At 70.4% G+C, this 6,879-nt stretch carries 1 protein-coding gene; it reads left to right on the forward strand.

All coding sequences use genetic code 11. The annotated features are described in order from the left end of the window. On the forward strand, positions 1-6,879 hold a 6,879-nt coding region (locus VGK32_05980), incomplete at both ends, for an SDR family NAD(P)-dependent oxidoreductase (GenBank protein HEY3381298.1).

Here is a 6,879-nt window from a genome sequence, read left to right on the forward strand (position 1 = left end):
TTTGGCGTCGCGCTGCACAACCTCTACGGCCCGACCGAAGCGACGGTGGACGTGACCTGGCAGCCCTGCTCCCCGTGGACGGGCGGCGCCATCGTCCCCATCGGCCGCCCCATCGCCAACACGACGGTCTACATCCTGGACAGCCACGGCAGCCCGACGCCCATCGGCGTGACCGGCGAGATCCATCTCGGCGGGCCGCAACTCGCGCGCGGCTATGTCAACCGCCCCGCCCTCACGCGCGACCGCTTCATCCCCAATCCGTTCAAGGAAGGCGGGCGGCTCTATCGCTCCGGCGACCTCGGCCGCTGGCGAAGAGACGGAACGATCGAGTATCTCGGCCGGATCGACGATCAGGTGAAGGTGCGCGGACAGCGCATCGAACCCGGCGAGATCGAGCACGTGCTGGAGACGCACCCCGCGGTGGAGCGGGCGGTCGTGGTCCCATCGACTGGCCAGGGCCTGACCGAGCTACATGGCTATGTCCTGGCGCGCGGCGAGCTCACGGCCGCTTCCCTGCGAGACCATCTCCGTGACCGCGTGACGGACGCAATGATCCCGGCCCGGTTCTTCCGTCTGGACGCGCTGCCGCTGACCTCGAGTGGCAAGATCGATCGGAAGGCGTTGACGGGCGCGCCACTCGACGCCACCGAGCCGGCGGCGGTCGAGAACCTCTCGGACGCCGAGGCGGAGATCCGCGCCATCTGGAAGACGCTGCTCCCGGATGCCGAGCCCGGGTCGCGCGACGGCTTCTTCGAGGTCGGCGGCAATTCGTTGCTGGTGATTCGCCTGCACGAGCGGCTGAACGCCCGCTGGCCGGACGTATGGACCGTCACCGATTTGTTCGCCTGCGCGACCATCGCCGATCAGGCCAGGCGGGTGGCACCCCCCGCACCGGTCCCGTCGCGAACGGAAGCGCGGACCGAGGATGGAGAAGACGGCAGCAGCTCTCCGGATCGAGGGCGACGCGATCGCCATCCTGCTCCCGACAGCCGAGCACATGCCATCGCCGTCGTGGGAATGGCAGTCCGCCTTCCCGGCAGCGACGATCTCTCCGGGTTCTGGCGCGACGTGTCGGCCGGGGCCGATCTCGTCCGCCGCCTCCCGGCTCAGCGGGATGCCGACGTTCGGGCGCTGGTGGCGGCGCTCGGCCTGACACGTGACGGCTTCGCCGAGGGTGCATACCTTGACGACATCATGGAGTTCGATCCGAAGCGCCTGCGGCTGTCGCCGGCCGACGCGGCGCTGATCGAACCCGAACAGCGGCTGTTCCTGGACACCGCCCTGCGCGCGCTCGAAGACGCGGGGCGCGGCGGTACGGCGCTGGACGGCGCACGCGTGGGCGTGTTCGTCGGCGGGGCGCCGGGCTCGGAGTGGCGAACTGCACTGATGCGTACTGCCGAAGCTCGACGAAAGGAGCAGATCTTCGTCCTCAACGTCCCCTCCAACGTGGCGACGCGCCTGTCCTTCCTGCACGATTGGCGCGGACCCGCGGCCCTGTTCGACACGGCCTGCTCGTCGACGCTTGTCGCCGCGCACACCGCCTGCCGCGCGCTGCGCGACGGCGAATGCGACTGGGCGCTGGTTGGAGGTGCCAAGGCCATTGGCGTGCCGCACTCCGAGGGCCACGGGTTGTCGATCGACAGTTCCACAGGCCGAACCCACGCCTTCGACGCGAGCGCGGACGGCACCGGCGTGGGCGAGGGCTGCGTGGTCTTCCTGTTGCGGCCGCTGGCCCACGCGCTGGCCGACAGCGACGCCATCCACGGCGTCATACTGGGCAGCGCCATCAATCAGGACGGCGCCTCGAGCGGCATGGCAGCCCCCAACCCTGCAGCGCAGGCCGAGGTGATCACCGCGGCCGCGGCGGACGCCGGGATCTCCTTGTCCAGCCTGTCCTACATCGAAGCGCACGGCACGGGCACGGCGCTTGGCGATCCCGTCGAGATCTCCGGGCTGACCACGGCGATTGCGCGCGAGACCGATGCCACCGGCTTTGCCGCGATCGGTGCCGGCAAGGGCAACTACGGCCATCTCGATGGCGCGGCGGGCGCCCTGGGACTCGTCCGCGCACTGATGTGCCTGGCCCACGACAGCGCCCCGCCGCAGCCATTCTTCGCCTCTCCGAATCCGCGCATCGATTTCGCCAAGGCGCCGGTTGTGGTCGCACGCGAACTGACGTCGCTCAGCGATCGCGGGTGCCCTCGCCGGGCTGGCGTCAGCGCCTTCGGACTGAGCGGCATCAACGCCCATGTCGTAGTTGAGGCCGCGCCGCACATCGCCAGAGATCCGGACCTCGGCACCCACTGGATCGCCGTCGGCCTTTCGGCTCCGGACGCTGCGAGCCTGCGCGGCTACGCCGGCGCCATCGTCGCGGCGCTGCGCGCACACCCAGAGTGGCCGCTCGCCGACATCGCCCGTACCTTGGTCGCCGGTCGCGACGCGCTGGACGCGAGGCTGGCGGTGTGGGCGCGCGATCGCGCAGACCTGATGGCGCGGCTTGCCGTGTTCGCGGCGGCACCTGAAGCCGTGGACGGAATGGTGGTGACCGGCACCGCCGCCCGCGCTCGCAGTGGAGAGTCGGTATCGGCGGTGCACCGTAACGAGACTGCGGCCCTGGCCGCCTCGACCGCGTTCGTCGACGGCGCCCGGCTTGTGTGGCCGACCGATGTTCCGGCCGGCCGCGTTCATCTTCCCGCGGCACCGCTGGCCCGACGGCGCTACGCCCCAGACTGGGTGTTCGCCCAGGTGGTGAGTGCGCACCCTGCCGGTCTGCTGGGCCCGGTGACCATCGCGGCGCAGGGCCGCGTGTTTCCACTCGACGTTCATTCCGCTTCCTTCTGGCCGGTCGCCGACCATCTCCTGAACGGCATCAAGACGCTGGTCGGCATGGCCTTCCCGGCGCTCGTGGACGAAGCGATGCCCGCCGGTTCGTGGCGCATTCACGATCTACGCTGGATTCGCCCGCTTCGCCCGGATGACGTCGAGGCCGACACGGTGACGTTGAGCATCGAACCTGGTGGAGCGGCGACGCTGTCGGGCCGGATCAAGGACGGACGTCGGCAGACCTTCATCAAGGCCACCGTCGAGACGGCAGATGCGGCGGCGCCTGACACGCTCGACCTCGACGCGGTGCTCAGGCGCTGCGCGCCTGCCACGGACGCGCCCTCCTTCCAGCGGAGATTCGGCGTGGTCGAGGTCAGCGAGCGCTGGAACTGCCTGGACCGTGTCGCTCGAGGTGAGCACGAGTCGGTGGCATGGCTGCACCGTCCGAACGGCGAGGCCGCGCCGCGCCTGCATCCCGGCATGCTCGATGTCGCCATCGGACAGGCGCTGGACGAGCCCGGGCTGGTGCCGACCGCCTGCGGCGAGATCGTCGTCAGCGCCGCACTGCCCGCGCGCCCGGTCGCGCACATCGTCCGTCGGGCAACTGCCGATGGTGCCGAGGCTGACGTCCGCCTGGCCGACCCGGACACGGGGCGCGTGGCCGTTGCCGTGCTCGGACTGCGCTTCACGCGGATGGGTGGAGCCCGCACACCGGCCGTGATCGTGCCGTCAGTGCCGCGCTGGGTCGAATGTCCTTTGGAGGTACGTGACACTGGCGAGCCGGTGGTGCTCATCGGCGAGGGGAACCTGGCCGATCGGCTCGCCGCCTTCCTGGCGGCGGCCGGCCGCCTGGCCGGACGGAGCGGTTGCGCGGCCCTGGACGACGCGACCACTGCTCGTATTGGTGCAGCCGACGCGCCGGCTGTCGTCTTCGTACCGGCTGGAGGCTCTGACACCGGAACGCGGGCGGTAACGGCGATGCGTGCCGTGCTGGCTGCGCGGCGCGGTCCGAGCCGCCTGCTCGCGGTTGGTGAAGGCGCATTCGCGGTTGGCGACGACGGGCCGCTGGATCCGTTCCAGGCCCTGACGTATGGCATCGTGGCCGCCGCCACTCTGGAAGAGGCCACGCTCACGGCCCGATACATCGACTGCGACAGCGCAACGGAGGTCGCGGCACTGCTGGCTGAACTGGCGGTGCTCGAGCGCAACGTCAACGTCGTGGCGTGGCGTGGAGGAAGGCGGCTCGTTCGACGGTTCGAGCCAACCGACGCGAAGGCTGAAGACGCCGCGTGGCCGCGCAACGGATGCTGTGTCGTGTCGGGCGGCACCGGCGGGCTTTCGCTGATGCTGGCCGCGACACTGGCCGCCGAAGGACGCGTCGGTCTCGCGTTGCTGTCGCGTACCGGCATTCCCGCTGGCGATGGCCCCGACCCGGCGCTGCGCAGCCAGACCCTGAAAGAACTCCGTGCCGCGGGCCTGCGATTGGAGACGTACGCCTGCGACGTCGCCGATCGTGCGTCGCTCGTTGGGGCGCTCGACCGCGCCCGACGCGAGATCGGTCCGATCACCGCGGTGGTCCATAACGCCGGAGTCTCCGACGGATCGTTCCTCTCGAAGGGCGAGCAAAGCGTGTCGATCTACGCGGAGTTGTTGCGCGCGAAGGTCAACGGTGCCCTCCTTCTCGACGAATTGACCGCCAGCGACCCGGTCGAGGCGTTCATCATGGCCGGGTCACTGACCGCGCTGACCGGGGCGCAAGGGTTCGCCGCCTACACCGGCGCCAACGCCTTTCTCGACGCCTTCGCCGCAAAGCGGCGCCGGGCCGGCAAGCCCGCCCTCACCATCGACTGGTGCGGCATCCGCGAGATGGGCATGGCGGCGCGGAACGTGTTGAAGGTGCACGACATCAGATTGGACGCCACCCGCGCCGACGTCGGGCCGCTGCTGCGACGCGCGCTGGCGACCGGCGCCGCGCAGGTTACCCTGCTGGTGCCCGAAGTCAGCGCGCTGGTGTCGGATACGCCGACCGCTGTCTCGGCGTCGGTTGCCGCAGTCAATGCCAGTGTGGCGCCACACACGGCCAAGCCCGCGGCTCGCGGTGCGGGAGGCAACCGCGCGCTCGAGGCGGGACTGAGCTCCGTCTGGGCGGACGTGCTGGGCTACGAGTCGGTTGCGAAAGACGACGATTTCTACGCGCTCGGCGGCGATTCCATCACCGGCATGCAGATCGTCGAACAGACCGTGCGCGATCTCGGCGTGCAGATGACGCTCGTCGATCTGTTCGAGACGGCGAACGTGGCGGCGCTGGCCGATCGACTGCGCAGACGGGCGGCCGAACAGCATTCGCAGAGCCAGAGCCTGCAACCCGCTCCCGCGCGCGACCGGTACCCTGTGGCGTGGGAGCAGTTGGCCGTCTTGCAAGCGGAGGCCGCTGCAGATATGGGTACGGCCTATAACCTGCCCTCCGGCCTGTACCTGCCCGAGAACGTCGAGATCGCCCGGTTGCGCGCCGCCGTCGATGCGCTGGTCGAGCGCCACGAAATTCTGCGCACCCGCCTGGTCCCGGCCGCAACCGAAAGCGGCGAGCCGACGATGGAGGTCCTCCCGCCCGCCCCGGCCGCGTACGAGGACCTCGATTGCGCGACCGACGCCGACATGGCGGATGCGCTGAACGGCTCCGTCCGTCCCTTCGATCTGTGGGCCGGAGCGCCGCCAGTGCGGTTCGTCCTGGCACGCGTCGCCGGACGGCCGCGCGCCCTTCTGCTGGACGTTCACCACTCGCTCGCCGACGCGTTCAGCCTGGAAGTCCTTCTCTCCGACCTGGCCGCGATCTACTCGGGCACCGCCGGCCCGGCACCAGCCGCACAGTTCAAGGACTATGCGTGGTGGAGCCGTGAGGGCGCGGGCGCTGCCGCCGCGGACGAAGCGCGCGCCTATTGGATTGGGCGCTTCTCGGGGCCGCTGCCCGTGCTGGACCTGCCCGCCGACCACCCGCGTCCGCCGCGCCTCACGCGGCGGGCAGAGTGCGTGGAATTCGACGTCGCCGGCGACGTCGTCACCCGGCTGCGCGCGTTTGCAGCGGAGCGGCGGACGACGCCATTTGCCGTGGTCACGGCGGTTTGGGCACTGCTGATCGCCCGCTACGCCCGCACCGAGGAACTCGTGATCGCGGTGGCAGTCAATTCCCGCGACAACGTGGGGATGGCCGGAATGACCGGCATGCTCGTCTCGCTGCTGCCGCTGCGGCTGGCGGTGAAGTCGAGCGACAGCGTCGCCGATTTCATGCTGCGCACCCACGTCGCCCACACGGACGCGCTGGGCCATCGGTCCTACGGGTTGGGGCGGCTACTCGCCGACCTGGCACCGCCGTCCTCGCCGGACCGGCCAACGCTATCAGAAGTGATTTTGTCGTACATGAATTTCGCCGAGGGAGGGGGACAGCGGACCGCCGGCGGCGCGTTCACGCCCTTCGGACTCGCACGAAAGGACGGCAAGAGCGATCTTGGGATCTTCGTCCGCGACCTGCCCGACCAGATGGTGATGGCGGTCGAATACAACGCCGATCTGTTCGACCGCGACCGCATGGATCGGATGGTCTGCCACCTGCGCACCTTGCTGGCTGGTGTGGTATTCGCCGATCCCGACGCGCCGGTCAGCCGCCTGCAGGTGCTGCCCGAGGCCGAGCGCGTGCTGGTTATCGAGCGGTTCAACGCGACGACGCGAGCGCTCGACACCGAGCGCACCATCGTTCGGCCGTTCCTCGACCGCGTCGCCGCGGCCCCGGCCGCGCCCGCGATCTTGTGGAACGGCGAGGCGCCGCTCGACTACCGCGGCTTCGCCGCCCGCGCCGGCGCGGTGGCTCGCCAGTTGGTCGCCGCCGGCGTGCGGCCGGGCGACACGGTGGCGGTCTGCGGCCCGCGCTCGCCCGACCTGCTCGTCGCCATCTACGGCATCCTGATGGCCGGGGCCGCCTATGCGCCGCTCGGCGCCGACCAGCCGGCGGCGCGGATTGCCGCCATGCTGGAGGACCTCGGGAGACCGCGCGTGCTGGCCGCG

The sequence above is a fragment of the Vicinamibacterales bacterium genome, from assembly GCA_036504215.1.
Lineage (GTDB): Bacteria > Acidobacteriota > Vicinamibacteria > Vicinamibacterales > Fen-181 > FEN-299.